The organism is Streptomyces sp. NPDC041970, assembly GCF_055588985.1.
In genome coordinates, this window is sequence record NZ_JBVJCD010000017.1 from 64,970 (window position 1) to 90,068 (window position 25,099).

22 protein-coding genes are annotated in these 25,099 nt (G+C 74.0%); 12 read left to right on the top strand and 10 right to left on the bottom strand.

Annotated features, from left to right (window positions below):
* Positions 1-236 precede the first annotated feature (236 nt).
* Together ACZ6EJ_RS11890 and glnA are read right to left on the bottom strand one after the other, a co-directional pair.
* Entirely contained in the window at positions 237-434 is a 198-nt protein-coding gene (locus ACZ6EJ_RS11890) for a hypothetical protein (protein ID WP_469266492.1), read from the bottom strand.
* Positions 435-814: 380 nt separating this feature from the next.
* Positions 815-2,176 (bottom strand): type I glutamate--ammonia ligase, encoded by a 1,362-nt coding sequence (gene glnA / locus ACZ6EJ_RS11895; RefSeq protein WP_469266493.1) that lies wholly within the window; start codon positions 2,174-2,176, stop codon positions 815-817.
* Between the two features lie 244 nt (positions 2,177-2,420).
* Between glnA and ACZ6EJ_RS11900 the strand changes: the two genes are divergently transcribed.
* The 4 genes from ACZ6EJ_RS11900 to ACZ6EJ_RS11915 all read left to right on the top strand — a co-directional run bounded on the left by ACZ6EJ_RS11900 (position 2,421) and on the right by ACZ6EJ_RS11915 (position 6,963).
* Entirely contained in the window at positions 2,421-3,101 is a 681-nt protein-coding gene (locus ACZ6EJ_RS11900) for a DUF3105 domain-containing protein (protein WP_469266495.1), read from the top strand.
* Positions 3,098-3,829 carry a DUF305 domain-containing protein gene (locus ACZ6EJ_RS11905; protein ID WP_469266496.1) on the top strand — a complete coding sequence of 244 codons (732 nt, stop codon included), beginning with the start codon at positions 3,098-3,100 and terminating at the stop codon, positions 3,827-3,829. Before ACZ6EJ_RS11900 ends, ACZ6EJ_RS11905 begins: the two co-directional genes overlap by 4 nt.
* 445 nt (positions 3,830-4,274) lie before the next feature.
* Positions 4,275-4,700 (top strand): CBS domain-containing protein, encoded by a 426-nt coding sequence (locus tag ACZ6EJ_RS11910; protein WP_469266498.1) that lies wholly within the window; start codon positions 4,275-4,277, stop codon positions 4,698-4,700.
* Between the two features lie 508 nt (positions 4,701-5,208).
* Positions 5,209-6,963: an NAD+ synthase gene (locus ACZ6EJ_RS11915; protein ID WP_469266500.1), complete on the top strand. Its 1,755-nt coding sequence runs from the start codon at positions 5,209-5,211 to the stop codon at positions 6,961-6,963.
* Positions 6,964-7,183: 220 nt separating this feature from the next.
* Here ACZ6EJ_RS11915 and ACZ6EJ_RS11920 read toward each other — a convergent pair whose 3' ends face one another.
* Positions 7,184-8,413, bottom strand: a complete 1,230-nt coding sequence (locus tag ACZ6EJ_RS11920; protein WP_469266501.1) for an MFS transporter — start codon at positions 8,411-8,413, stop codon at positions 7,184-7,186.
* A 183-nt stretch (positions 8,414-8,596) separates the two neighbouring features.
* Complete coding sequence (locus tag ACZ6EJ_RS11925; protein WP_469266502.1) at positions 8,597-9,622, bottom strand: endonuclease/exonuclease/phosphatase family protein; 1,026 nt, start codon at positions 9,620-9,622, stop codon at positions 8,597-8,599.
* 366 nt (positions 9,623-9,988) lie between these two features.
* Here ACZ6EJ_RS11925 and panB point away from each other — a divergent pair, with 366 nt between their 5' ends.
* The 3 genes from panB to ACZ6EJ_RS11940 all read left to right on the top strand — a co-directional run bounded on the left by panB (position 9,989) and on the right by ACZ6EJ_RS11940 (position 12,826).
* Positions 9,989-10,870: a 3-methyl-2-oxobutanoate hydroxymethyltransferase gene (gene panB, locus ACZ6EJ_RS11930; protein WP_469266504.1), complete on the top strand. Its 882-nt coding sequence runs from the start codon at positions 9,989-9,991 to the stop codon at positions 10,868-10,870.
* Positions 10,871-10,976: 106 nt separating this feature from the next.
* Complete coding sequence (locus ACZ6EJ_RS11935) at positions 10,977-11,990, top strand: ATP-binding cassette domain-containing protein (protein WP_469266505.1); 1,014 nt, start codon at positions 10,977-10,979, stop codon at positions 11,988-11,990.
* Positions 11,987-12,826 (top strand): ABC transporter permease, encoded by an 840-nt coding sequence (locus ACZ6EJ_RS11940; RefSeq protein WP_469266506.1) that lies wholly within the window; start codon positions 11,987-11,989, stop codon positions 12,824-12,826. The genes ACZ6EJ_RS11935 and ACZ6EJ_RS11940 overlap by 4 nt, the downstream gene beginning before the upstream one ends.
* A 9-nt stretch (positions 12,827-12,835) precedes the next feature.
* Here the strand turns inward: ACZ6EJ_RS11940 and ACZ6EJ_RS11945 are convergent, their stop codons facing one another.
* Positions 12,836-16,213, bottom strand: coding sequence for an AfsR/SARP family transcriptional regulator (locus ACZ6EJ_RS11945; protein WP_469266507.1), 3,378 nt, complete (start codon positions 16,211-16,213; stop codon positions 12,836-12,838).
* A gap of 157 nt (positions 16,214-16,370) precedes the next feature.
* Between ACZ6EJ_RS11945 and ACZ6EJ_RS11950 the strand changes: the two genes are divergently transcribed.
* Positions 16,371-17,177, top strand: coding sequence for a site-2 protease family protein (locus ACZ6EJ_RS11950; RefSeq protein ID WP_469266508.1), 807 nt, complete (start codon positions 16,371-16,373; stop codon positions 17,175-17,177).
* A 106-nt stretch (positions 17,178-17,283) separates the two neighbouring features.
* Here the strand turns inward: ACZ6EJ_RS11950 and ACZ6EJ_RS11955 are convergent, their stop codons facing one another.
* Together ACZ6EJ_RS11955 and npdG are read right to left on the bottom strand one after the other, a co-directional pair.
* Entirely contained in the window at positions 17,284-17,466 is a 183-nt protein-coding gene (locus ACZ6EJ_RS11955) for a hypothetical protein (protein WP_469266510.1), read from the bottom strand.
* A 209-nt stretch (positions 17,467-17,675) separates the two neighbouring features.
* Positions 17,676-18,380 (bottom strand): NADPH-dependent F420 reductase, encoded by a 705-nt coding sequence (npdG, locus tag ACZ6EJ_RS11960; RefSeq protein WP_469266512.1) that lies wholly within the window; start codon positions 18,378-18,380, stop codon positions 17,676-17,678.
* A gap of 152 nt (positions 18,381-18,532) precedes the next feature.
* Between npdG and ACZ6EJ_RS11965 the strand changes: the two genes are divergently transcribed.
* Positions 18,533-19,834, top strand: coding sequence for an MFS transporter (locus ACZ6EJ_RS11965; protein WP_469266513.1), 1,302 nt, complete (start codon positions 18,533-18,535; stop codon positions 19,832-19,834).
* 252 nt (positions 19,835-20,086) lie between these two features.
* On the opposite strand, the gene ACZ6EJ_RS11970 is transcribed toward ACZ6EJ_RS11965, so the two are convergent.
* The gene (locus ACZ6EJ_RS11970) at positions 20,087-20,341 is read right to left on the bottom strand and encodes a hypothetical protein (RefSeq protein ID WP_469266515.1); all 255 of its coding nucleotides are present in this window, start codon (positions 20,339-20,341) and stop codon (positions 20,087-20,089) included.
* Positions 20,342-20,399: 58 nt separating this feature from the next.
* On the opposite strand from ACZ6EJ_RS11970, the gene map reads away from it, so the two are divergent.
* Both map and ACZ6EJ_RS11980 read left to right on the top strand, forming a co-directional pair.
* Positions 20,400-21,257 carry a type I methionyl aminopeptidase gene (gene map, locus ACZ6EJ_RS11975; RefSeq protein ID WP_469266517.1) on the top strand — a complete coding sequence of 286 codons (858 nt, stop codon included), beginning with the start codon at positions 20,400-20,402 and terminating at the stop codon, positions 21,255-21,257.
* Between the two features lie 222 nt (positions 21,258-21,479).
* Complete coding sequence (locus tag ACZ6EJ_RS11980; protein WP_469266518.1) at positions 21,480-22,145, top strand: biliverdin-producing heme oxygenase; 666 nt, start codon at positions 21,480-21,482, stop codon at positions 22,143-22,145.
* Positions 22,146-22,320: 175 nt separating this feature from the next.
* Here ACZ6EJ_RS11980 and ACZ6EJ_RS11985 read toward each other — a convergent pair whose 3' ends face one another.
* Entirely contained in the window at positions 22,321-22,992 is a 672-nt protein-coding gene (locus tag ACZ6EJ_RS11985) for a PhzF family phenazine biosynthesis protein (protein ID WP_469266519.1), read from the bottom strand.
* Between the two features lie 146 nt (positions 22,993-23,138).
* Between ACZ6EJ_RS11985 and ACZ6EJ_RS11990 the strand changes: the two genes are divergently transcribed.
* A complete protein-coding gene (locus ACZ6EJ_RS11990; protein WP_469266521.1) occupies positions 23,139-24,152 on the top strand; it encodes an SCO2278 family lipoprotein in 1,014 nt (337 codons plus the stop codon).
* Between the two features lie 111 nt (positions 24,153-24,263).
* On the opposite strand, the gene ACZ6EJ_RS11995 is transcribed toward ACZ6EJ_RS11990, so the two are convergent.
* Entirely contained in the window at positions 24,264-25,010 is a 747-nt protein-coding gene (locus ACZ6EJ_RS11995; RefSeq protein WP_469266523.1) for a bifunctional DNA primase/polymerase, read from the bottom strand.
* Positions 25,011-25,099 lie beyond the last annotated feature (89 nt).

Sequence of the window (25,099 nt, forward strand, 5' to 3'; positions counted from 1 at the left end):
CCAGGCACACCGGACGCCCACAGCCGGAAGACGGAACAGACCCAGCGGCGCACGACCGCCGGGCCCGAACGCGAGGTCAGGGCGTCCCCCTCCAGCACCGGCATCGCAAGCGGCAAGCCGGATGGCAACGGGCCGACCAGACCCTCCGGCTGGACCCCCTGCCACGTGCCCGCGCCCGACTCAGGCCCGGACCGGAAGGCCTCGGTCCGGAGCCTGTAGCGAGGCGTCCGGAAGGGCTATGGGCTCTTCTTCCTGATCTCGTAGCCGTACGGCTTGTCGACGTTCGTGCTGAAGAAGAGCACCTGGGGCGAACCGTCCTCCGCGACCATGAGGGAGGCGACCTCGCTGTCCTGGAACGAGCCGCCGGCGTCGACATTCAGGATCAGGGTCGCCTCGTCGACGGGATCCCGCGCCCAGGTTCCCGTACCCGACACTCGGGTCGCACCGTATCGCGGCTCGCTCCAGGTGAAGCCGACGGACTCGGCGGGAATCCCCCTCATGCTGAACCGCCCGTCGGCTTGGAACTCGACCCGGCCGCCGCCACTCCCGGTCCAGACACCCGGCAACCCGGCAGTGTCCACGGCTGTCGTGCCGGCCGTGGAACACCCGCCCAGAGTCAAGGCCAGACCCAGAGCCGCGGATATGGCGGCGCATCGCCCTCTTCCCATCCACATCCTCCCGGCCCGCCCACCCGCGTGGGCGATGGCCCGCTTCACCTACTCGCAGCGAAGGTCACCAGAGCAGACCATAATTGCAGGCGGGTCGCTTCGGTTGAACCGGGCGGCCCGCCCGTACCTCGTTCTCCGAGCTGCGGCTACAGCACCGGCAGCAGTGCCTTCAGCTCGAAGGCCGTGACCTCGCTGCGGTACTCCTCCCACTCCTGCTTCTTGTTGCGGAGGAAGAAGTCGAAGACGTGCTCGCCCAGCGTCTCGGCGACCAGTTCGCTCTTCTCCATCAGCGAGATCGCCTCGCCCAGGTTCTGCGGGAGGGGTTCGATGCCCATCGCCCGGCGTTCGGCGTCCGAGAGGGCCCAGACGTCGTCGTCGGCGCCGGCCGGGAGTTCGTAGCCCTCCTCGATGCCCTTGAGGCCCGCGGCCAGCAGGACCGCGTAGGTGAGGTACGGGTTGGCGCCGGAGTCGATGGAGCGGACCTCGACGCGGGCCGAGCCGGTCTTGCCGGGCTTGTACATGGGGACGCGGATGAGCGCGGAGCGGTTGTTGTGGCCCCAGCAGATGTACGAGGGGGCCTCGCCGCCCGCGCCCGCCGCGCGGGAGGAGCCGCCCCAGATGCGCTTGTAGGAGTTGACCCACTGGTTGGTGACGGCGGAGATCTCCGCGGCGTGGGTGAGCAGGCCGGCGATGAAGGAGCGGCCGACCTTGGAGAGCTGGTACTCGGCGCCCGACTCGTAGAAGGCGTTGCGGTCGCCCTCGAAGAGCGAGAGGTGGGTGTGCATCCCCGAACCCGGATACTCCGAGAACGGCTTCGGCATGAACGTGGCCTGCACGCCCTGCTCCAGCGCCACCTGCTTCATCACCAGACGGAACGTCATGATGTTGTCCGCCGTGGAGAGCGCGTCCGCGTAGCGCAGGTCGATCTCCTGCTGGCCGGGGGCGCCCTCGTGGTGGCTGAACTCGACCGAGATGCCCATGGATTCCAGCATCGTGATCGCCTGGCGGCGGAAGTCCATGCCGACGTTCTGCGGGGTGTGGTCGAAGTAGCCGGAGCTGTCCGCCGGGGTCGGGCGGGTGCCGTCGACCGGCTTGTTCTTCAGCAGGAAGAACTCGATCTCGGGGTGGGTGTAGAACGTGAAGCCCAGGTCCGAGGTCTTGGCGAGGATGCGCTTGAGCACGTACCGCGGGTCCGCGAAGGACGGCGAGCCGTCCGGCATCAGGATGTCGCAGAACATCCGCGCGGTGCCGGGGGCTTCCGCGCGCCAGGGCAGGATCTGGAAGGTGCCCGGATCGGGCTTGGCGATCATGTCCGACTCGTAGACGCGGGCGAAGCCCTCGATCGCCGAGCCGTCGAAGCCGATCCCCTCGTCGAAGGCCTGTTCCAGCTCGGCCGGAGCGACGGCGACGGACTTGAGGAACCCGAGGACGTCGGTGAACCACAGCCGCACGAAGCGGATGTCGCGCTCCTCAAGGGTCCTGAGGACGAATTCCTGCTGCTTGTCCATTGCCACATCCTTGCAGTTCAGACGGCCCGTGCACCACCGTCCGGGGTAGGGGGACACTGCCAGTATCACCACTCGGGATTTCCCCCAGATTACGCACTCCGCGGGAGGGGGAGCACGTGGCCACCCACTACCATCGGCGACCACGGCGGGCGGGGCTGTGCCCCTTCGATCCCGCCGGTCGCCGCACCCCGCTCCACGGACCGCCCGCCCCTTTTCCCCGCCCCGGCAGAAGGACTCGCCCCGCATGAGCTTCGATCCCCGGCACCCCCGGCCGCCCGCCCCGGACACCCGTGCCCGCGCCCAGCGCAACCGGGCCGTCGCCATCGGGGTGGGGGCCGCCGTCGTGGCCGGTCTCCTCGCGTTCGGCTCGTACGCGCTGCTGGAGAGGTACCAGGGGGACGAGAAGCGCGCCGACGCCTCCGCGGCGCAGGACGCCAAGCAGCCGGGCGGCGGGGAGGCGGAGACCGGCGGGGCCGTCGAAGGGCTGCGGAGCTGGGACGCCGCGAAGCTGGGCCGCGCCCACGTGGCCGGCCCGGTGGACTACCCGATGAGGCCCCCGGTGGGCGGCGACCACGCCCAGGCGTGGATGGACTGCGACGGCGACGTGTACGGCGAGGCCGTCCCGGACGTCAACGCCGTGCACTCCCTGGAGCACGGCGCGGTCTGGATCACGTACAACGACAAGGCGTCGAAGGCGGACGTCGCCGCGCTGGCCCGGCGGGTCGAGGCCACACCGTTCTCCCTGATGAGCCCGTACGCGGGCCAGGAAGGGGCGATCGTGCTCAGCGCCTGGGGCGCGCAGGTCACCGTGGACGGCGCCGACGACGAGCGGGTGGACCGGTTCCTCGCGCAGTACGTACAGGGCCCGCAGACGCCCGAGCCCGGCGCACCGTGCACCGGCGGCCTGGCGACGGTGGCGCGGTGACGGCGGCCCCGGAGCACGACGGCGCGGATCACGACGGCGCGTACGGGGACGAGGAGCGGCGCAGGACCCGGCGCACCCGGTGGGCCGCCGGGACCGCCGTGGCCCTCGCGCTGGTCTTCGCGGGGGCGGCCGCCGTCGCCTCCGCCGGGGGCGGCACGGGAGGCGGGGAGGCGTCGGGCGTCCCGACGGCGGGGTCAGCGGACGCCGGGTTCGCGCGGGACATGGCGGTCCACCACCAGCAGGCCGTGGAGATGTCGTTCGTCGTCCGCGACCGCACCGGGGACGAGGACGTGCGGCGGCTCGCCTACGACATCGCCAACACGCAGGCCAACCAGCGCGGCATGTTGCTCGGCCGGCTCGACCTGTGGGGGCTGCCGAAGGTCGCCCCCGACGACGGGAAGCCGATGGCGTGGATGGCCGGCGCCGAGGGGCACGAGGACCACGCGGGGCACCTTACGGGCGGGGCCGACGGCGTCCTGATGCCGGGCATGGCCTCCCGGTCCGAGCTGGAGCTGCTGGGGCGGCTCGACGGGCGGCGGGCGGAGGTCTTCTTCCTCCAGCTCATGACCGACCACCACCGGGGCGGCGTCGCCATGGCGGAGGGCTGCGTGTCGCTGTGCGGAATCCCGGCGCAGAAGCGGCTCGCCCGGAGCATGGTCGAGGGCCAGCAGTCCGAGCTGGGCCTGATGCGGGACATGCTCGCCGCACGCGGGGCGAAGCCCCGGTAGAGGCCGTCGGGCCCCTGGGGCTGCGGCCGGACCACGTCCGAGGCGTCAACCGCAGCCCGCGCGGTCGGCGTACGGCGGCGTCGACCGGTGCCCGCGCGGTCGGCGTACGCCCACCGCGCGCCGGTTCCGGACGCCGCCGAGGCTCCGCGCCCCGCCACGACCGGCGGGCCTCGGTCGCGGGCGTACGCCGGTCCACGCCCGCCCACCCCGCCCCGGCACCGGATGTCGCCGAGGCTCCGCGCCCCCGCCACGACCGGCGCGCGCGGACCGGTTGGCCTCGGTAGCGGGCGTACGCCGGTCCACGCCCGTCCGCCCGCCCACCCGTCAATCCGCCCCTCCCCCACCCGAATGGGTGCTTGTGGTCGCGCGGCCCGGTCGGGCCGATGACGATGGGTGTCGCTCGGGGCCGTACGCAGTGCCATCGGCACGCAGGAGGAAATTCCCCATGACGACCGCCAGAGACATCATGAACAGCGGAGCCCGTTGGATTCCGGCGCACGAGACGCTCGACCGGGCTGCGCAGTTGATGCGCGAGCACGACCTGGGCGCACTGCCCGTCTCCGCCGACGGCGACCAGGACCGGATGGTCGGCATCATCACCGACCGCGACATCGTGATCGAGTGCGTGGCGCGGGGCCACGACCCGTCGAAGGTGACGGCGGGCGAGCTCGCGCAGGGCACTCCGCGCTGGATCGAGGCGGACGCGGACGTGGACGCGGTCCTGGAGGAGATGCAGACCCACCGCATCCGCCGCCTGCCCGTCGTCGAGAACAAGAAGCTGATCGGCATGATCAGCGAGGCTGATCTCGCACGGCACCTCACCGAGGAGCAGATCGCGGCCTGGGTCGGCCAGGTCTACTCCCGCGGCTGACCGGCCCGGCGCCCCACCCGCGGCCGACCCGCCAGGCTGAACCTTCCGCGCGGACCCGCCAGGCTGACCCGCCCGGCCGACCCACCCGGCTGCCATCCCGCGCGGGCCCACCAGGCCGAGTCTTCCCGCGCGGGCCCGCCCGGCTCACCCGCCTCGCGCCCGCAGGCCGCCCGGCGGACCCGCCCCACGCCTGCGGACCCGCCCCACGCCCGCAGGCCCGCCCGGCTCCCCGGCCGCTCCGGTGGCGGGGCGCCGGAGCGGCACGCGGGAGCCGTGCGCCGGTGCCGTGCGCGGGATCCGCACGCCGGTGCCGCACGCCGGAGCCGCACGCCGGTGCCGTACGCGGGAGCCGTACGCCGATGCGCGTACGACCCTGCCGTACACGCACCCGCCCCGCGCGACGGCCGTCCCGGCCACCCGCGCGATGACCTGCGCGTTCGGGGCGCCGGGGCCGCTTCCGCCCGGCCCACCCCGGCATTGCGTCAGAGAGACGATTACACTGGGCGGCGTGCCTCAACTACGCCTCGCACTGAATCAGATCGACTCCACCGTCGGCGATCTCGCCGGCAACGCGGAGGCGATCGTCCACTGGACCCGGCACGCCGCCGAGCAGGGCGCCCATATGGTGGCGTTCCCCGAGATGGTGCTGACCGGATACCCCGTCGAGGACCTGGCCCTGCGGTCGTCCTTCGTCGAGGCCTCGCGTCAGGCGCTGCGCGCGCTCGCCGCCCGGCTCGACGCGGAGGGCTTCGGCGAGCTGCCGGTCGTCGTCGGCTACCTGGACCGCTCCGAGCACTCCGCGGCGCGCTACGGCCAGCCCGCCGGCTCGCCCCGCAACGCGGCCGCCGTGCTGCACCGCGGCGGGATCGCGCTGAACTTCGCCAAGCACCACCTGCCGAACTACGGGGTGTTCGACGAGTTCCGGTACTTCGTGCCGGGCGACTCGATGCCCGTCGTGCGCGTCCACGGCATCGACGTGGCCCTCGCGATCTGCGAGGACCTGTGGCAGGACGGCGGGCGCGTGCCGGCCGCGCGCGCCGCCGGCGCCGGGCTGCTGCTGTCGATCAACGCCTCGCCGTACGAGCGGGACAAGGACGACACCCGCCTCGAACTGGTCCGCAGGCGGGCCCGCGAGGCCGGCTGCACCACCGCCTACCTGGCGATGATCGGCGGGCAGGACGAGCTGGTCTTCGACGGCGACTCGATCGTGGTCGACAAGGAGGGCGAGGTCATCGCCCGCGCCCCGCAGTTCTCCGAGGGCAGCGTCATCCTCGACCTGGAGCTCCCGGCCGCCTCCCCCGAGCCGCCCGCGGGCGTCGTGGAGGACGGGCTGCGCATCGACCACGTGGTCCTGTCGCAGGAGCCCCTGGAGGCGTACGAGCCCGAGTTGGCGGGCGGGTACGCGGAGCGGCTGGACGACGACGAGGAGGTCTACTCCGCGCTGGTCGTCGGGTTGCGCGCGTACGCCGCGAAGAACGGCTTCAGCAGCGTCCTGCTCGGCCTGTCCGGGGGGATCGACTCGGCGCTCTGCGCGGCCATCGCGTGCGACGCGCTCGGCGCGCGGAACGTGTACGGCGTCTCGATGCCGTCGAAGTACTCCTCGGACCACTCCAAGGGCGACGCGGCCGAGCTGGCGCGGCGTACGGGGCTCAACTACCGCACCCTGCCGATCGAGCCGATGTTCGACGCGTACATGGAGTCGTTGGAGTTGACCGGGCTGGCCGAGGAGAACCTCCAGGCACGGCTGCGCGGCATGATGCTGATGTCCCTGTCCAACCAGGAGGGGCAGATCGTGCTGGCGCCGGGCAACAAGTCCGAGCTGGCGGTCGGCTACTCCACCCTCTACGGGGACGCGGTCGGCGCGTACGGGCCGATCAAGGACGTCTACAAGTCGTCGGTCTTCCGGCTGGCGAAGTGGCGCAACCGGGCCGCCGAGGAGCGGGGGCAGACCCCGCCGATCCCGGAGGCGTCGATCACCAAGCCGCCGAGCGCGGAGCTGCGGCCGGGGCAGGTCGACACGGACTCGCTGCCGGACTACGACGTCCTGGACGCGATCCTGGAGCTGTACGTCGACCGCGACCAGGGCCTGGACGCCATCGTGGCGGCCGGTTTCGACGCGGAGCTGGTGGCGAAGACGCTGCGGATGGTGGACACCGCGGAGTACAAGCGGCGGCAGTACCCGCCGGGCACGAAGATCTCGCCGAAGGGGTTCGGGAAGGACCGCCGGCTGCCGATCACCAACCGGTGGCGCGAGTCCCCCTGAGGCGCACGCCGAGGGGAGCGCACACCGCCGGGCGCGCACGCCGAGGGGCGCGCACGCCGCCTGACGACGTACGCCGCCCCGGTGCGCGGGCGCTCCTCGGCGCGTACGCCGTCTGACGCGCGCGCATCCCCGCGCGGGCACGCCGCCTCGGCGCGCACGCCGCCCGGTGCGCGTGTCGTCCCGGTGGAGGGAGCGGTCACCGCGGCGCGCGGTGGCCGCTCTACTCCCGGACGCCGACCCGGTCCGACGCGGCCGGCTCGGCGGCCGGGGCGCCGGGGCCTCCCGCGACCACCCGCGAGGCCCCCGCGGGCGTGCGGTCCAGGTAGCCCGCCGTGAGGGCCACCGCCAGGCCGGTCACCGCGAGGACCGCGCCGACCAGCGCCGGGGAGGTCCACCCCCAGCCGGCGGCGATGGCCAGGCCGCCGAGCCAGGCGCCGCCCGCGTTGGCCAGGTTGAACGCGGAGTGGTTGGAGGCGGACGCCAGGGTCGGGGCGTCCTTGGCCTTGTTCATCACCAGCATCTGGAGCGGGGTCGTCGTCATGAAGCCGACGCCGCCCAGCAGCACCACCATCACCAGCGCCGCCCACCGCACGTGCGCGGCGAACGGGAAGACCGCCAGGACCACGGCGAGCGCGGCGAGCGACCCGTACAGCGTCGGGCGCAGCGCCCGGTCGGTGAGCGGGCCGGCCGCCAGCGCGCCGAGGGTCATGCCGATGCCGAAGAGGGCCAGCACGAGGGTGACGGAGGAGGAGCCGAAGCCCATCGCCTCCGTGGTCATGGCCGAGAGGTAGGAGTAGACCGCGAAGACCCCGGCGAAGCCGAACACGGCGGTGAGCAGCCCGAGGAGCACCTGGCGGTCGCCGAGCGCGCGCAGCTCGCGGCGGACGTCCTGGTGGGCGTCGACGGGGACCTGCGGCACCAGGCGGGCGAGGGCGGCCATGGCGACCAGCCCGATCACCGCGACGACGAGGAAGGTCGCCCGCCAGCCGAGGTGCTGGCCGAGCAGGGTGGCCGCGGGGACGCCGACGATGTTGGCGACGGTCAGGCCGAGGAACATCGTCGCCACGGCGCGCCCCTGGCGGCCGTCGGAGACCAGCCGGGCGGCGACGACCGCGCCGACGCCGAAGAACGCGCCGTGCGGCAGACCGGCGAGGAAGCGGCCCGCGACGAGCCAGCCGAAGTCCGGGGCGAGCGCCGAGGCGAGGTTGCCGACGGTGAACAGCGCCATCAGGAGTAGGAGCATCCGCTTGCGCGGGACGCGGGAGCCGACCGCGGTGAGCAGGGGCGCGCCCAGGACGACGCCGATCGCGTAGGCCGACACGAGGTGTCCGGCGGTGGGGACGGAGGTGCCGAGGTCGTCCGCCACGTCGGGCAGCAACCCCATCATGACGAACTCCGTCGTGCCTATGCCGAAGGCGCTCACGGCCAGGGCGAGGAGGGCCAGGGGCATGGGGGAGGAACCTTTCGGGGGTACGGGGGCGGGCGCACGGCAGAGAGCCGCTGCCGGGGCGCACAGGGCGCCGGGCAACGGCTCACGCCATATGTAAGTTACTGGAACAAATCCTGCCGGACGTTTATGCCGGGACGCCCACCGCCAGGTGAACGGCTCGTTGCGCCCGCCGGGCCGGGCGGCTCACAGCTCCAGGCGGGCGGCGATGGGCAGGTGGTCGCTGTCGGTCGCCGCCAGCGTCCAGGAGGACTTCGGCTCGACGTTCCTGACCAAAATCTGGTCGATCCGCGCCATCGGGAACGAGGCGGGCCAACTGAACCCGAAGCCGTCGCCCGCCGCGCCCTGGGTGGAGCGCATCTGGGCGCTGACCGCGCTCAGCGAACGGTCGTTCATGGTGCCGTTCAGGTCGCCGAGCAGGACGACGCGCTCGACGCGCTCGCGCTTGATGGCCTCGCCGAGCGCGTCGGCGCTGTCGTCGCGCTGGTTGGCGGTGAACCCGGCGTGCAGCTTCACCCGGACGGATGGCAGGTGGGCCACGTACACCGCGACCTCGCCCTGGGGCGTGCGGACCGTGGAGCGTATGGCGCGGGTCCAGCCCATCTTGATGTCCACCTCGCGCGTGTCGGCCAGCGGGTACTTGCTCCACAGGCCGACGGTGCCCTGCACCGCGTGGTGCGGGTAGCGGGCCGCCAGCGCCCTCTCGTACGTGAAGACCTGCCGGCCCGGAAGCTCCTGGAGGGCCACCACGTCCGCGCCGGAGCCGGCGACCTGCTGGGCGGTGCCGCGGGGGTCGGGGTTGTCCGCGTTGACGTTGTGGGTGACGACGGTGAGGTCGCCGCCGGCCCCGGACTTGTCGGTGAGGAGGCCGCCGAACATGTTGAGCCAGACCGCGACCGGCAGCACCAGCGCGACCAGTGCGGTCGCCGAGCGCCGCAGCAGGCCGAGGAGGAGCAGCAGCGGGAGGAAAACCGCCACCCAGGGCAGGAACGTCTCGACGAGGCTGCCGAGGTTCCCCACCCGGTTCGGGATCCGGGAGTGGACGCCCATCAGCAGGGTCAGCGCCATCGAGCAGAGGGCCAGCACGATCCCGCGCCGCCAGATCCCCCGGTCCCGTTTCAGTCTGTCCCACAGGCCCCGGAAGCGGGTCGCGCTGGGCTGCGGCCGCTCCGCGCTGCCGTTGCCCGTGTCCGCTCCGTACGCCTGAACCATCGCCTGTCCTTACTTCTCTCGACCGTCACCTTGCCGCGCCCCCGACCCTAGGGGATCAGCGGAGCCTTTCCCGCCGCTTTCCGCCCCGCCCCACCCCGGTCGGGCCCCCGGACCCGCGGGCGCGCCGACGGTGTCCGTACGCACAGCACGACGAGCGGGCCGGGACGCGGAGTTCCTGCGCGGCCCCGACCGTGCGGCCTTGTGACAGAACGAGCACATGCCCCGGCCTCCGGGGCTCCGGCCGGTGCGCCCCGGAGCGGAGCGGTGGCGCGGACCCACTTCCCGACCGCCGGGGCGGGATGCCACCATGGAAGAGGTCCGGGGACGCCGTCAGGGCGCCTCGAGATGACGAAGGAGCCGTTCGCCATGTCGCTTCAGGCTGCGCAGAATCAGCCCTCCCCCGCCGGCGCCCCCGCCGGCAACGGCAAAGCGCTGTACGGGGGGAAGTCCACCCGCCGCGTCACCGTCCACGACATCGCCGCCGCCACCGAGCGCGGCGAGAAGTGGCCCATGCTCACCGCCTACGACGCGATGACCGCGTCCGTCTTCGACGAGGCCGGGATTCCGGTCATGCTCGTCGGGGACTCGATGGGCAACTGCCACCTCGGTTACGAGACCACCGTGCCCGTAACGATGGACGAGATGGCGATGCTGTCCGCCGCCGTCGTCCGCGGCACCAGGCGGGCCCTCATCGTCGGCGACCTGCCCTTCGGCTCGTACCAGGAGGGCCCCGTGCAGGCGTTGCGCAACGCCACCCGGCTGGTCAAGGAGGCGGGCGTCGGCGCGGTCAAGCTGGAGGGCGGCGAGCGGTCCCACGCGCAGATCCGGCTCCTCGTCGAGTCCGGCATCCCGGTCATGGGGCACATCGGCCTGACCCCGCAGTCGGTCAACGCGATGGGCTACCGGGTCCAGGGCCGCGGCGAGGAGGCCGCCCAGCAACTGCTGCGGGACGCGAAGGCCGTCCAGGACGCGGGCGCGTTCGCCGTCGTGCTGGAGCTGGTGCCCGCCGAGCTGGCCGCCGAGGTCACCCGTACGCTGCACATCCCGACCGTCGGCATCGGCGCCGGTTCCGCGACCGACGCACAGGTGCTGGTCTACACCGACATGGTCGGGCTGACCGGCGGCAAGGTCCCGCGCTTCACCAAGCAGTACGCGAACCTGCGCCAGGTGCTCGGGGACGCGGCGAAGGAGTTCGCGCAGGAGGTCGTCGGGGGCACGTTCCCGGCGCCGGAGCACACCTTCCACTGAGCCGGCGCACCCTTCCGGTTCTTCCCGACAGCCCGCCGACACTCCCGTCGGCGGGCTGTCGGCCGCTTGTCGGCGCGCTGTCGGCGGGCGCTGGTCTGCTGAGGGCATGACGCGAATCGACAAGAACCCCGCGCACGGCCGGAACGCCGTCGAGGTCCGCGGGCTGGTCAAGCACTACGGCGGGACCAGGGCGCTGGACGGCGTGGACCTCGACGTCCGCGAGGGCACCGTCCTCGGCGTCCTCGGCCCCAACGGCGCGGGCAAGACCACCCTCGTCCGCTGCCTGTCCACGCTGGTCGCCCCCGACGCCGGCCACGCCGTCGTCGCGGGCTTCGACGTGGTGCGCCAGCCGCGCCAACTGCGCCGGGTCATCGGCCTGACCGGGCAGTACGCCTCGGTCGACGAGAAGCTGTCCGGCTGGGAGAACCTCTACATGATCGGGCGGCTGCTCGACCTGCCCCGCAAGCGGGCGCGGGCGCGCGCCGACGAGCTGCTGGAGCGGTTCTCGCTCACCGAGGCCGCCCGGCGGGCCTGCGCGGAGTACTCCGGCGGTATGCGCCGCCGGCTCGACCTGGCCGCCTCGATGATCGGCAGTCCCGCCGTGCTCTACCTGGACGAGCCGACGACCGGGCTCGACCCCCGGACCCGCAACGAGGTCTGGGAGGAGGTGCGGCGGATGGTCGCCGACGGCGCGACCGTGCTGCTGACCACCCAGTACATGGAGGAGGCCGAACAGCTCGCGCGGGAGCTCACGGTGATCGACCGGGGGAAGGTCATCGCGCACGGCGGGGTCGACGAGCTGAAGGCGAAGGTCGGCGGCCGCACCCTGCGGATCCGGCCCTCGGACCCGGCCGAGCTGCCCGCGATGGCGCGGGCGCTGCGGGAGGCGGGGCTCGACGGGATCGCCGGGGCGCAGGCCCTCCCGCACGAGGACGTGCTGTCCGTGCCCATCCTCAGCGACCAGCAACTGACCGCCGTCATCGGGCTGCTGGGGGCGCGGGGCTTCTCCCTCGCCCATGTCTCCACCGACCTGCCCAGCCTGGACGAGGTGTTCCTCGCGATCACCGGCGACCGGGCCGCCGCCTACTCCGCCCCCGCTCCCCAGGAGGTCGCCGTATGAGCACCACCACCCTGTCCCCCGTCCCCGCGACCGCCCCGGCGGCGGCCGGCGAGGGCCGGATCGGACCACGCGCCACGCTGCGGCACATCGGGGCCCTGGTCCGGCGCAACCTGCTCCAGATCAAGAAGGACCCGGAGTCGATGTTCGACGTCCTGCTGATGCCGATCGTCTTCACGCTGCTGTTCGTGTACGTCTTCGGCGGGTCGGTCGGCGGCAGCCTCGGCGGCGACCGGCAGGACTACCTGAACTACCTGGTGCCGGGGTTGATGGCGATGATGGGCATGAACATCTCCATGGCCGTCGGCACCGGCGTCAACGACGACTTCCGCAAGGGCGTCATGGACCGGTTCCGCACGATGCCCATCGCCCGCTCCTCGGTGCTCATCGCCAAGATCACGGTCGAGCTGGGCCGGATGGCGGTCGCCACGCTCATCCTGCTGGCGATGGGCTTCGCCCTCGGCATGGAGCTGGGGACGTCGGTGGCCGGGCTCCTGGGGGCGGTCGCCCTGTCGGCGGTGTTCGCCGCCGCCATCATGTGGATCTTCATCCTGCTCGGGCTGAGCCTGAAGACGGCCCAGGCGGTCCAGGGGACGGGGATGCTCGTGCTGATGCCCCTGCAGTTCGGCTCCTCCATCTTCGCCCCGCCGCAGACGATGCCGGGCTGGCTCCAGACCTTCACCGACTACAACCCCCTGTCCAACCTGGCGGACGCGGTGCGGGGTCTGATGATGGGCGGCCCGGTCGCGCAGCCGGTCTGGACGACGCTCGCCTGGGCCGTCGGCATCACGCTGCTGGCGGCTCCCCCGGCGGTGGCCAGGTTCCGCAAGGCGTCCTGACCGCCGCGGTCACCGAGGCGGCGGGCGGCGGTACGACTCCGCCAGGGCGGTGGCCCGCTCGACCGTGAGGCCGCCGCCCTCCGCGTACGCCGCCGTGTACTCCGCGTCCCCCAGCCGGGCGCGGCAGGCCCGCTCGGCGTCCGCCAGGTTCCGGCGCTCCATCGCGGTCGGCACGTGCCCGGCGGGCAGGAGCACCGCCTGGAGGCCGAGCAGGCGGGCGGCGGCCTCGGCGGAGCCGGGGGCGTCCTCCAGCCCCGCCAGGGCCCGCGCGATGGTCATGAGCTGGATGGAGGCCATCTGCGGGGCCATCATCTCCGACATCCGGTCGTGGGAGCGGCCCAGCACCGTCAGGGCGGTGTCCAGCGCGGAGGCGTACGCGCCCTCCAGGTTGTCCAGCCAGGCCAGCACCCCGAGCACGAAGCTGTCGAAGACGGCCAGTGCGCGGGAGCTGAACTCCCGCATGAGCAGCAGTTGTTGGCGCGCCTCCGCGGTGCGCCCGGTGCGCCCCAGCAGGAAGCCGAGGAAGAGCCGGGCGGTCGTCGCGGCGTCCAGGCTCGTGTACCGCCCGGCGTCGATGACGTCGCGCAGGATGGCCTCGGCCTCGTCGAAGCGGTCGAGTTCGGTGAGCACCCCGGCGTACCGGGAGCGCAACAGCGCCACCTGCGCCTGCGCCCCGAGCCGCCGGGCGTGGCCGACGGCGGCCAGGTAGTCCTCGGCGGCCGCGGTGTAGCGGCCGCGGCGCTCGTTCGCCTCGCCGCGCGCCGAGAGGGATTCGGCGGCCCCCCAGTCGTCGCCGAGCCGGAGGAAGAGCGCCAGGCTCTCGTCGGCGTCGGCCAGGGCCTCGCCGGCCCAGTCGGGGCGGCTGGTGAGGACGTTGGCCCGCATCAGGAGCGCGGAGCCCAGCTCCCACGCGTCGCCGTACGCCCGCGAGGCCCGGACCGTCTCGTCCAGCAGCTCGCGGACGTCGTCGACCTTCCCGGTCAGCAGGACCGCGTACATCCACAGCGAACCGGGGGTGCGGCAGGTCTGCGGCTGCCCGGCCCGGTAGGTCCGGGTGATGGCGCGCAGGCGCTCCTGCCCGGCGGGGGACGACCACGCGTCCGCCCCGTGCTCGGTGTTGGCCAGGTGGATCAGGGCCACCCCGCGCCGGGCCTCGGCCAGTTGGTCGGGGGCCATGGGCGGGGGCCGGTCCGTGGCCCGCTCCAGCAGCGCGGGGGCCCGGACGCCGGGCGGGGCGAACGGGTCGGGGCCGAGCGAGGCTGCGTCCCGAGCCCACTGGCGGGCGTCCGCGCGCAGGTCGCGCATGGTCCAGTACCAGGACAGCGAGAGCACCAGGCAGAGCGCTTCGTGCTCGTCGCGCGCGGCGACGGCGTGGCGCAGCGCGGAGCGCAGGTTCTCGTACTCCCGGCCGAAGAGCGCGATGGCCTCCCGCTGCCCGGCGCCGCGCAGCTTCGGGTCGGTGGTGCGGGCCAGTTCGCGGTAGTGGACCAGATGGCGCCGCTCGACCGCCTCCCGTTCGGCGGCCTCGTCGAGGCGCTCGGCGGCGTACTCCCCGACCGTCTCCAGCAGGCGGTAGCGCATCTCCCCGTCGTCGCCGGGCGCGGCGACGACGAGCGACTTGTCGACCAGGGACCCGAGCAGGGCGGCGACGTCGCGGGGGTCCACCGCCGGGCCGTCCCCCGCGGCGGGCAGCGCGCAGACCTCCTCGGCGGCGGTGAGCCCGCAGCCGCCCGCGAAGGCGGCCAGGCGGCGCAGGACGGCCCGCTCGGGGGCGTCCAGCAGCTCCCAGGACCAGTCGACGACGGCGCGCAGGGTCTGCTGGCGGGGCAGCACGGTCCGGCTGCCGTTGGTGAGGAGGCGGAAGCGGTCGTCGAGCCGGTCGGCGATCTGGCGCGGGGCGAGCGACCGCAGCCGGGCGGCGGCCAGTTCGATGGCGAGGGGCAGCCCGTCGAGGCGGCGGCATATCTCGGCGCAGGCGGCGGCCGTCCCCTCGTCGGCGTCGACGCGGAAACCGGGCCGGGCGGCGGCCCCGCGCTCCGCGAGCAGGCGCAGCGCCATCGGGTCGGGGAGCGGGTCGACGGGGCGGACGGACTCGCCCGGCACGTTGAGGGGTTCGCGGCTGGTCGCGAGGACGGTGAGCCGCGGGCAGTGGGCCAGCAGGTGGTCGACGAGGGCGGCGGCCGCCCCGACGACGTGTTCGCAGTTGTCCAGGAGCAGCAGCATCCGCCGGGGGGCGCAGTGCTCGGTGAGGCGTACGAGGGGGTCGTCGCCGCCGCGGTCGGCGGAGCGCAGCTCCTCGGCGCCGGCCCCGCGCAGGACGGTCTGGCGGGCGCCGAGCGCGCCCAGCACCGCCTCGGGCACGGCGTCCGGGGCGTCCACGGGGGCCAGTTCGGCCATCCAGACGCCGTCGGGCCACGCCTCGGCGGCTGCCTCCGCCACCTCCTGCGACAGCCGCGTCTTCCCCGCGCCGCCGGGGCCGAGCAGGGTGACGAGCCGGGTTCGGGCCAGGTCCTCGCGGAGCGCGGCGATCTCGGCGCCCCGCCCGACGAAGCTGGTGGGCCGGGCTCGGAGGTTCCCGCGCGGGGGCGGAAGGGGCGCTCCGCCCGACGCGGCGGGCGGCGGGGCGCACGGCGCGGGCCCGGCCGGGCGCTCACCCCGCTCCGGTTCCCCCTGGCGGAGCAGGTCGGCGTGCAGGGCGCGCAGCGCCGGGCCGGGGGCCGTGCCCAGGCGGTCGGCGAGGACGACGCGCACCTCCTCGTAGGCGGCCAGCGCCTGGGCCGTGCGCCCGGCGTCCCGCAGGGCCGTGATGCGCAGGGCCTGGAGCGGTTCGTCGAGCGGGTGGTCCGCGCTGAGCGCGGTCAGCTCCGGCAGCGCCGCCTCGGGCCGCCCGAGGGCGAGGAGGGCGGCGAGCCTGGTCCGCCGCGCCTCGCTCCCGCGGGCCTCCCAGCGGAGCGCGGCGGCCGCGCGGTCGGGGAGGTCGGCGAGCGCGGGCCCGGCCCACAGCTCCAGGGCCTGGTCGAGGGAGGCGAGGGCCCCTGCGGCGTCGCCCGCGTCCAGGGCCCGGCTGCCCGCCCCCGCCAGGCGCTCGAAGCGGTACAGGTCGACGGCGTCCGGCGGGGCGGCGAGCCGGTAGCCGCCCTCCGCGGACTCGACGGCGGCCCGCCCCAGCGCCCGCCGCAACCGTCCGACCAGGGCCTGGAGCGCTCCGGCCGCGTCGGCGGGCGGGTCGCCGTCCCACACCTCGTCGACGAGCGCCCCGGCGGGCACGGTTCGTCCGGGCCGCAGCGCCAGCACGGTGAGCAGGGCGCGCAGCCGGGCCCCGCCGAGGGCGACGGCCGTACCGTCGTCGCGGAGTGCCCGTGTGGTGCCGAGGATGCAGTAGCGCACGGGCCCATTGTCCGCGAAGGATCGGGGCGCGGTGTTGACGGGGCGGAACTCCGGCCCCGGTCCCCGACGTTCCCGACCTGTCGGACCGTACGATCACCACTGCGGTCCGCCGTCAGGACAGCACCTCGTATGCCCCCAGCCCAGGAGTCGTGTGCCGATGACCACCACAGCCGCCCGCGGCGACCGGAGGATCAGCCCGGTCTTCCTCGGCATCGCCGCCGTCACGGCCGTCGCGGGCTGGGCGGTGTGGACGGGTTTCGCCGGGGCGACCGGGTTCGCGGTGTTCCTGTTCGTCACCGGGGCGTGGGTCGTCTCGCTCTGCCTCCACGAGTACGCGCACGCCCGCACCGCGCTGCACAGCGGGGACGTCTCGGTGGGGGCGAAGGGCTATCTCACGCTCAACCCGCTCAAGTACACCCACGCCCTGCTCAGCGTCGTGCTGCCCGTCCTCTTCCTGGTCATGGGCGGGATCGGGCTGCCGGGCGGCGCGGTCTACATCGAGCGGGGGCGCGTCCGCGCCCGGTGGCAGCACAGCCTGATCTCGGCCGCGGGCCCGCTGACGAACGTGGCGTTCGCCCTGGTGTGCACGGCCCCGTTCTGGCTGGACGCGCTCGACGGGGTGCCCCCCGCCTTCCAGTACGCGCTGGCGTTCCTCGCGATGCTCCAGGTCACGGCGGCGATCCTGAACTCCCTGCCGATTCCGGGCCTGGACGGCTACGGGGTGGTCGAGCCCTGGCTCCCGTACCGCATACGCCGCCAGGTGGAGCCGATCGCGCCGTACGGGCTGATCGCGGTGTTCGCCCTGCTGTGGATCCCCGGCGTGAACGCGGCGTTCTTCGACGCGATCGACGCGCTGCTAGGCGGCCTGGGCGTCGAGGAGACGCAGCGGTACTGCGGGTACGACGCGTACCGCTTCTGGCGGGGGGCCTTCGACGAGCAGGACCCGGTGTGCGCGGTGGGGTGACGCCCGGTGCGGACGGGGCGCCCGGTGCGGACGGGGTCGGCGGGTCGGGAGCGGCGCGGACGGGGGCGGGACCGGCGGGCCGGGAGCGGGGCCGGGGCCGGCCGGGTCAGTGGGCGGCGTCGGAGGCGGTCATGCGGTGCTTGCGCAGGGAGAACCAGAACATGTTCGACGAGAGCCCCGCGATGAGCACCCAGACGATCCCGAGCAGGCTGCCCTGGACGAAGGAGACCACCGCCGCCACGACGGCGAGGACGCAGACGACGAGGGCGTAGAGAGCGAGGCGGGGCATGGGGGGAGGCTCCTGTCGGGGAACGGGTCGCGGTCCCGTCCAGTGTCCCCCATGCCCCGGTGTGCCCCGCCTCGGGCCCGCCCCTCGCGGCGCTCCGCCGGCCCGCCTGCCGGCGGGGCCGGACAGGCGCGGTGCGTACGACCTCCCCGGCGGGCGGCCCCCCGCTCCCCGATGCGCACAATCGGGTCACCCCCGTGCGCGCGGTCGGGTCAGACGTCGGTGGCGCGCAGCCCGGCGTGGACCTTGTAGCGCCGGTTGACCGAGATCAGGTTGGCCACCAGCGACTCGACCTGGTGGGCGTTGCGGAGGCGGCCGGCGAAGATGCCGCGCATTCCGGGGATGCGGCCCGCCAGCGCCTGCACCAGGTCGGTGTCCGCGCGGACCTCGCCCAGGACCAGGACGTCGGTGTCGATCTCCTCGATGCCCTCGTCCTGGAGCAGCACCGCGGAGAGGTGGTGGAAGGCGGCGGTGACGCGGGAGTCCGGCAGCAGGGCGGCGGCCTGCTCGGCGGCGCTGCCCTCCTCCGGCTTGAGGGCGTAGGCGCCCTTCTTGTCGAAGCCGAGCGGGTTGACGCAGTCGATCACGAGCTTGCCCGCGAGCTCCTCGCGCAGGGACTCCAGCGTGGTGGCGTGGCCGTCCCACGGCACGGCGACGATCACGATGTCGCTGCGCCGGGCGCACTCCGCGTTGTCCGCGCCCTCCACCCCGAAGCCCAGCTCGTCCGCCGCCTGCCGGGCGCGCGCCGCGTCCCGTGAGCCGAGGGTGACCCGCTGTCCGGCGCGGGCGAGCCGGTAGGCGAGGCCGCGGCCCTGCGGGCCGGTCCCGCCGAGCACGCCGACGCTGAGTCCGGAGACGTCGGGGAGGTCCCACGGGTCCTTGGCGGGGGGCTTGGCAGCGCTGTCCTGTGTAGTCATGAGGCCGACCCTACTGCGGGGCAGCCGCCCGCCGGCGGCCCCGGGGGCACGTGCGCCCACCCGCCGCCGCGCCCCCTCTCCGCAGGTCGGGGGCGGGCGGAGCGGGGATAAGGAGTTGCCCGGCGACGCGGCAGTGCCGATCATGACCCTTCGTGACCTCACCAGCTCCCCCCGCGTCCCCGCCGCCGGGCCGGCTCCGCGCTCTGCTGCCGGACCTCTCGCCCTGGCGCTCCTCCCCCGACTTCCGCCTGCTGTGGATCCAGGGGCTCATCACGTACTTCGGCAGCTTCATGGCGCTCATCGCGCTGCCGCTCCAGATCAAGCAGCTCACCGGCTCCCCGCTCGCGGTCGGGGCGATGGGCGCGGTGGAGCTGGTGCCGCTGGTCGTCTTCGGGCTGTACGGCGGGGCCCTCGCGGACTCCGTGGACCGGCGGCGGGTCATCCTGCTGACCGAGGCGGGCCTCGGTGTGCTCGCCGCCGTCCTGCTGGTCAACGCCCTGCTGCCCGAGCCGCTGCTGTGGCCGCTGTACGTGGTGGCCGGCGGGGTGTCCGCGCTGGCCGGGCTCCAGCGGCCCGCCCTGGACTCGCTGATGGCCCGGATCGTGCCGCACGCCCAGCAGACGGCGGCGGCGGCGCTGAACTCGCTGCGCTGGCAGGTCGGGGCGATCGCGGGTCCGGCGCTGGCCGGGCTGGTGGTGGCGTACGCCGGTCACGGCACGGCGTACGCGGTGACGGTGTGCACCTTCGCCGCCTCCGCCGTGCTCTGCCTGCGCCTGGCCCCGGCGCCGCCCGCCGGGGACGCGCGGAAGCCGTCGCTGCGGGGGATCGTCGAGGGCGCCCGGTACGCGTGGAGCCGGCCGGTGCTGCTGGGCACGTACGCGATCGACCTGGCGGCGATGTTCTTCGCCTTCCCGAACACGATCTTCCCGTTCCTCGCGGACGAGCTGGACGCGCAGTGGTCGCTGGGCCTGATGTACGCGGCGGGCTCGGTCGGCTCGCTGGTGCTGGGGCTGACCAGCGGGTGGACGACCCGCGTGCGCAGGCACGGGCTGTTCGTGGTGTTCGGCGCGGCGGCGTGGGGGCTGGCGATCGCCGCGGCGGGCTGGTTCTCCAGCGTCTGGGTGGTGCTGCTGTGCCTGGCCGTGGCGGGCGCGGGCGACATGCTGAGCGGGTTGGGGCGCTCGACGATCTGGAACCAGACGATCCCGGAGGAGCTGCGGGGCCGGCTGGCGGGCATCGAGGTGCTCTCGTACAGCGTCGGCCCGCAGCTCGGCCAGGTCCGGGCCGGCGCGATGGCCGGCTGGACGGGGACCCGGTCGGCGATCTGGACGGGCGGGGTGGCGTGCGTCGCGTCGGTGGTGCTGCTGACGGCGGCGCTGCCGAAGCTGGTGCGGTACGACTCCGAGACGGACGAGGACGCGATACGCAGGCGGGAGGCCGGAGCCGAGGCGTGAGCCGGGGCGGAGGCGGCAGGTGTGCCGGGCGGAGAGTGAGCCGAGCCCCCGGCCCCGCAAGGCCGCTCGGCCGCCCTCGATCCGACCCGGCTCGACCGGGCCGGCGGAGGCCCGGCGACGTGACCGCTCAGCCCACCGGGCCGCCGGACCGACTGGCAGGCCGCCTGGAGATCCCGCGCGGCGGGCCGTCGAAAGGTCACCGCGCGCCGGGCCGCCGCGTCAGCCGCCCGGCCGCCCGGACCCGGCGTGCGCCTACGGCCGGTCGGGGCCCGCGCCGCCCGGTGCGTCGTCGGGGGCGTCGCCCTGGTCGTGCCACCGGGGATCGTTCTCCCACTCCGCGTTCCGGTCGCGCGCCGTGTCCATCGCGTGCTGCGCCGCCTCGCGGGAGGCGTAGGGGCCGAACCGGTCCTTCGCCGGGCACTCGGGGCCCTCCTCGACCTTCTTGTGCTCCAGGCAGTAGTACCACTCGCCCGGTTTGCCGACCGTGCGCTTCTTGAACAGGGCCATCGACGGCTCCTTTCCTTATCGCCATGGTGCCCCGGAGCCGCTGGTTAGACTCGCTGGCATGTCTGGCCAGTCGCTTCTCGTACCAGGGGAGATCACTCCCGTCCGTTCCGTACCCGGAAACATCCGGCGCCCCGAGTACGTGGGGAAGCCGGCCCCGACGCCGTACACCGGCCCGGAGATCCAGGACGCCGACACCGTGGAGCGGATGCGCGTCGCGGGCCGCATCGCCGCGCAGGCGATGGAGGAGGCCGCCAAGCACATCGCTCCGGGGGTCACCACCGACGAGCTGGACCGGGTCGCGCACGCGTTCATGATCGATCATGGCGCATACCCCTCGACGCTCGGCTACCGGGGCTTCCCGAAGTCGCTGTGCACCTCGGTCAACGAGGTCATCTGCCACGGCATCCCCGACTCCACCGTGCTGCGCGACGGCGACATCGTGAACCTGGACGTCACCGCGTACATCAACGGGGTGCACGGCGACAACAACGCCACCTACCTCTGCGGCGAGGTGGACGAGGAGTCGCGGCTGCTGGTCGAGCGCACCCGCGAGTCGCTGAACCGGGCCATCAAGGCGGTCCGCCCCGGACGGCAGGTCAACGTGATCGGCCGGGTCATCGAGTCGTACGCGAAGCGGTTCGGGTACGGAGTGGTGCGCGACTTCACCGGGCACGGGATCAACTCCTCGTTCCACTCCGGGCTGATCATCCCGCACTACGACAGCCCGCACGCGACGACGGTCATGCAGCCGGGCATGACGTTCACCATCGAGCCGATGCTGACGCTGGGCACCCACGAGTACGACCTGTGGGAGGACGGCTGGACCGTGGTGACGAAGGACCGCAAGCGCACCGCCCAGTTCGAGCACACGCTGGTGGTCACGGAGACCGGGGCGGAGATCCTCACGCTGCCGTGAGCCCGGCCGGCCACCGCGCCCGGCCGCCCTGCGCCCTGCCACCCCGCCGACCGGGTCGGCAGGGCGTAGGTTTTACCGACAGACAGTCGGGAACCATTGACTTAGGTATGCCTAAGTAAGAAGATCGGCACAACGGCAGGCGCTGTGCGCACCACGGCGGTCGCCTGCCGGCATCTCCGTCTTTCCTGGACTTCCCGTCCCCTCGGTCTCCGGAGGCCCGCTTTGGACGCAACCGCCACCGCCATCCCCTTCTCGACGCTCATCCGCACCGCCTCGCACGAGCAGCACACCGAGGCCGAGACCTCGTCCTTCATGAGCGACCTGCTCGGGGGACGGCTGGGGGTGGACGCGTACACGCGCTACACCGAGCAGTTGTGGTTCGTGTACCGGGCGCTGGAGGAGGGCGCGGAGGCCCTGCGCGCGGACCCGGTCGCGGGCCCCTTCATACAGCCCGAGCTGATGCGCTCCGCCGAGCTGGAGCGCGACCTGGCCCACCTCGGCGGGGCCGACTGGCGCGAGGGCCTGCGGCCGCTGCCCGCCACCGCCGCCTACGCGGACCGGATCACCGAGTGCGCCCGCACCTGGCCGGCCGGTTACGTCGCCCACCACTACACGCGCTACCTCGGCGACCTCTCGGGCGGCCAGATCATCCGCGACAAGGCGGAGAAGACCTGGGGCTTCGAGCGCAAGGGCGACGGCGTGCGGTTCTACGTCTTCGAGCGGATCACCAACCCCGCCGCCTTCAAGCGGGGCTACCGCGAGCTGCTGGACGCCGTGAACGCGGACGACCTGGAGAAGCAGCGCGTCGTCGAGGAGTGCAAGCGCGCGTTCGCCCTGAACACCGCGGTCTTCCGCGCGTTGGGCGAGGCGTTCCCGCTCGGCGCGTGAGCCCCGCGTACGGCCGTACGGCCCCACCGGGTGATTCCGGTGGGGCCGTACGCGGGGGAAGCGGCCCGCGGGCCGCGGGTCAGTCGACCGCCCCCATCGACCGGGCGGACGCCGCCTGCTCCTCGCGGAGCACGGCTTCGTGCTCGGGCCGCAGGGCGATGCTCCGGCCCTGACCTCAGCCCCGGACGGCCATCAGGACGCGGCCCCCGACCTCGACCGTGCCGTCCGGCGCGGGAGCGGTGAGGATCTGGGAGCCGCGCCCCTGCCTGATGTTGAGGGCGCGGCCGAGCCGCGCGCTGAGCAGCAGCGCGGCCGCGCCCGTCGCCTCGTCCTCGACGGCGCCCTCCCCGCGCCGGGGGAAGTCCCGTGCGCGTACCCGCCCCGCCGCCTCGTCCTCCCAGGCCCAGGCGCAGAGGGGGCCCTCGCCGGGCGGCGGGCCGGGCAGCGCCGCCACCTCGGCGGCCGTCGCGTACTGCTGGAACGTGTGCGGCGGGGCCCACTCGGGGCGGGCGGTGATCCAGGTGAACTCCCCGTCCTGGCGCGCGAACACGTCCCCGACCGCCAGCTCCAGGATCTCCAGGTCCAGCAGCCAGGCCGCGCCGACCAGCGGATGCCCGGCGAACGGCAGCGGTCCGCCGGGAGCGTGGATGTCCACGCGCCCGCGCTCGGGGTCGTCGACGAACACCGTCCCGCTGAACCCGAGCCGCCGCGCGAGCCGCCGCCGGGACGCCTCGTCGGGGTGGCCTCGCCCGTCGCGTACGACGCCGAGGGCGTTGCCGTGCCGGTCGTCGGGGCCGCAGAACACCCGCAGGACGTCGATGCCTCGGGGTACGTCGTCTTCGTTCACGGGGGCATTCAAGCACTGCCGGGCGAACGGGCGGGACGGCCCCGGACGCGCATCCCGTCCTCGGTCACCGCCCGGTCCCCGACCGCCGCCCGGTAGGGTTTCGACGGTCAGCGCGGGCGACGGAGCAGAAGGCGCAGAAGCAACGGATGACAAGGCTGGGTCGACTGACGGCGGGGTTCGCGACGGCCACGGTGCTGTGCGTGACGGTGAGCGGCTGCGTGACGGTGCACGGTGAGCGCGAGGTGCTGCCCGGCGCGACGAAGTCCGAGGCGGCCCAGGCCCTTACGGACTTCCTGACCGCCTACAACGCGGCGGACAAGGCGCTCGATCCGGCGCTGGACGCGGACCGGGTGACCGGGTCGCTCGGCGCGATCAACCAGGCCGGTCTCACCGCGCGCCGGACGTACAACCCCGGCGGCAACAAGGCGCACAGGCCGCTGGTCCTCGACGACGCGACCTATGCCATCCCCAAGAAGGCGGGGTGGCCGCGCTGGTTCCTGGCGGACACCGACTCCAACCGGGACGAGGACGGCGGGAATCCGGACACCCGCTGGCTGGTGGTGTTCGTGCGGACCGGCCCCGACGCCCTGTGGAAGGCGTCCTACCTCGCGGTCCTCCCGTCGTCCCAGGTACCGGAGTTCGCTCTGGACGCGGACGGGTTCGCCGCCCCCGTCGAACCGCGCGACGACGAACTCGCGGTCGAGCCGGCCGAGTTGAGCGCCACGTACACCGCGTACCTGCGCGACGGCGAGCCCGACGCGTTCGCGCCCGGCCCTACCACCTCGGGCTGGCGCGAGGCACGCCGCACCACCCGGCGGCCGGGCTTCTCCTACCAGTACGTCGACCAGCCGCTGACCGCCTCGGCGTTCGCCCCGCTCGGGCTGCGCACCGAGGACGGCGGGGCGCTGGTCTTCTTCAGCAGCAGGCACTTCGAGCGGCAGACCGCGGCGCGGGGGCTCAGGCCGGAGGTCAACGCCGACGCGAAGGCGCTGCTCACCGGCGAGGTGGGCAGCAGCCTCACCAAGGAGCGGGTCTCCAGCCAACTGGCGTACGTCCCGCCGCGCGCGACCGGCGCCGGCCCCGGCTCCGGCGCCCCGTCCGGGGACAAGGTGCGGGTGCTGAACCGACTGCCGGGCCTGGTCGCCGCCAAGGGCGAGTAGCGCGAAGCCGCCCGGACGGCGGCCGGTCGACTCGGGGCGGCCCGACCCCCCGCGGCTCGGCCCGACCCCCCGCGGCTCGGCCCGAGACAGCGGCTCAGCGACCCGAGCGGCTCAGCGGCTCAGCGGCCAGGCGATCGCGTCGTGGTCCAGCTCGCTCTGCTCGGCGCTGCCCGCATAGCGCGCGCAGGCGTCGGTCAGCGTCTCCAGCAGGGTCAGCGGGTCGGGCAGCGCGTGCTCGGGGCCGCGCACCCAGTGGACGTCCAGCTCACCGGGGAGCCGGGCGGGGGGCAGGAGGACGTAGCTGCCGCGGCAGTGCCAGCGCAGGCCGGGGTGGGCGTCCATGGTCTCGGGGTGGCAGTCCAGCTCGCACGGCCACCACTCGTCCTCGTCCTCGGGGGTGCCGCGGGTGGCGGTGAAGAAGAGCATCCGGTCCTCGCCGGACTGGGCGACCGGGCCGACCTCGATGTCCGCGGCGAGCAGGCGCTCCAGGGCCTGGCGGCCGGCGGTGAGCGGGACGTCCAGCACGTCGTGGACCATGCCCGTCGCGGTGATGAAGTTGGCCAGCGGCTGGCCGTGGGCCCAGCGCTCGATCTGGGCGCGGTCGGTGGTGGCCTGCGTCTGCCAGGCGAAGGAGACGGGGTGCCGGGCGGGGGTGGGACAGCCGATGCGTTCGCACGAACATCGGTATCCCTGGGGATGGGCGGCGGGGGCGATGGGCATACCCGCGTCGGCGACGGCCAGCAGCAGCTCCGCCCTGGCCGTGTCGGCGGCCTCGGCCCCCGGTGGTTTGGGGCGTCGTCGCAGCCACTGGGAGATCCTGTTCTCTGTGCCGCGGAAGCGGCCGGAATCGGCGCCCATCTATCCCCTCACCTCAGCGTTGCTCTTCCATGGTCGCACCATCCTGCGCTCCGGGTGGCCAGAGTGCACCAGTGGGACCGCCTACCACC

Coding starts and splice junctions, on each gene's coding strand:
- glnA (WP_469266493.1), bottom strand. CDS start 2,176: ATGGACAAGCAGCAGGAATTCGTCCTCAGGACCCTTGAGGAGCGCGAC.
- ACZ6EJ_RS11925 (WP_469266502.1), bottom strand. CDS start 9,622: ATGGTTCAGGCGTACGGAGCGGACACGGGCAACGGCAGCGCGGAGCGG.
- ACZ6EJ_RS11900 (WP_469266495.1), top strand. CDS start 2,421: ATGAGCTTCGATCCCCGGCACCCCCGGCCGCCCGCCCCGGACACCCGT.
- ACZ6EJ_RS11955 (WP_469266510.1), bottom strand. CDS start 17,466: ATGCCCCGCCTCGCTCTCTACGCCCTCGTCGTCTGCGTCCTCGCCGTC.
- ACZ6EJ_RS11920 (WP_469266501.1), bottom strand. CDS start 8,413: ATGCCCCTGGCCCTCCTCGCCCTGGCCGTGAGCGCCTTCGGCATAGGC.
- map (WP_469266517.1), top strand. CDS start 20,400: ATGTCTGGCCAGTCGCTTCTCGTACCAGGGGAGATCACTCCCGTCCGT.
- ACZ6EJ_RS11935 (WP_469266505.1), top strand. CDS start 10,977: ATGACGCGAATCGACAAGAACCCCGCGCACGGCCGGAACGCCGTCGAG.
- ACZ6EJ_RS11990 (WP_469266521.1), top strand. CDS start 23,139: ATGACAAGGCTGGGTCGACTGACGGCGGGGTTCGCGACGGCCACGGTG.
- ACZ6EJ_RS11940 (WP_469266506.1), top strand. CDS start 11,987: ATGAGCACCACCACCCTGTCCCCCGTCCCCGCGACCGCCCCGGCGGCG.
- ACZ6EJ_RS11970 (WP_469266515.1), bottom strand. CDS start 20,341: ATGGCCCTGTTCAAGAAGCGCACGGTCGGCAAACCGGGCGAGTGGTAC.
- ACZ6EJ_RS11910 (WP_469266498.1), top strand. CDS start 4,275: ATGACGACCGCCAGAGACATCATGAACAGCGGAGCCCGTTGGATTCCG.
- panB (WP_469266504.1), top strand. CDS start 9,989: ATGTCGCTTCAGGCTGCGCAGAATCAGCCCTCCCCCGCCGGCGCCCCC.
- ACZ6EJ_RS11950 (WP_469266508.1), top strand. CDS start 16,371: ATGACCACCACAGCCGCCCGCGGCGACCGGAGGATCAGCCCGGTCTTC.
- ACZ6EJ_RS11995 (WP_469266523.1), bottom strand. CDS start 25,010: ATGGGCGCCGATTCCGGCCGCTTCCGCGGCACAGAGAACAGGATCTCC.
- npdG (WP_469266512.1), bottom strand. CDS start 18,380: ATGACTACACAGGACAGCGCTGCCAAGCCCCCCGCCAAGGACCCGTGG.